Annotated in this window: 1 protein-coding gene; it reads left to right on the top strand. The window is 61.0% G+C overall.

Annotation, left to right across the window (positions count from 1 at the left end; genetic code table 11):
* Nucleotide 1 precedes the first annotated feature (1 nt).
* On the top strand, nucleotides 2-127 hold the full coding sequence (locus Q5762_RS40185; protein WP_399495574.1) for a division plane positioning ATPase MipZ: 126 nt from the start codon (nucleotides 2-4) through the stop codon (nucleotides 125-127).
* Nucleotides 128-292 lie beyond the last annotated feature (165 nt).

The raw sequence follows: 292 nt of genomic DNA, 5'->3' as shown, positions 1-292 counted from the left end.
CCTGACCCTGCTTGACCTTAAGGATGTGGGAACCGAAAGCCTGTCCATGTCCAATATCGCCGCGCGGCAGGAGTTGCGCGATCTGATGGCAACGCTGAACCTGCCCGGAGTGAAGATCGACTTTTGACCGCGGCAAGCGGAAGCGTTGCCACGGTTTTCAGGTCGGCAAGCACGTCGCGCGGACTGGCGCGTGCGTTTCGGAAGCAGGACAGCCGGCTTAGCCCACAGCAGACAAAGCCGCAGATCAGCCCCGCGAAAAGCGTATCGGACAGGAAATGCCCGCCAAAGGCGA

This window comes from Streptomyces sp. P9(2023) (genome assembly GCF_032436795.1).
Classification (GTDB): Bacteria; Actinomycetota; Actinomycetes; order Streptomycetales; family Streptomycetaceae; genus Streptomyces.
This window is presented reverse-complemented; position numbering and strand designations above follow the sequence as displayed.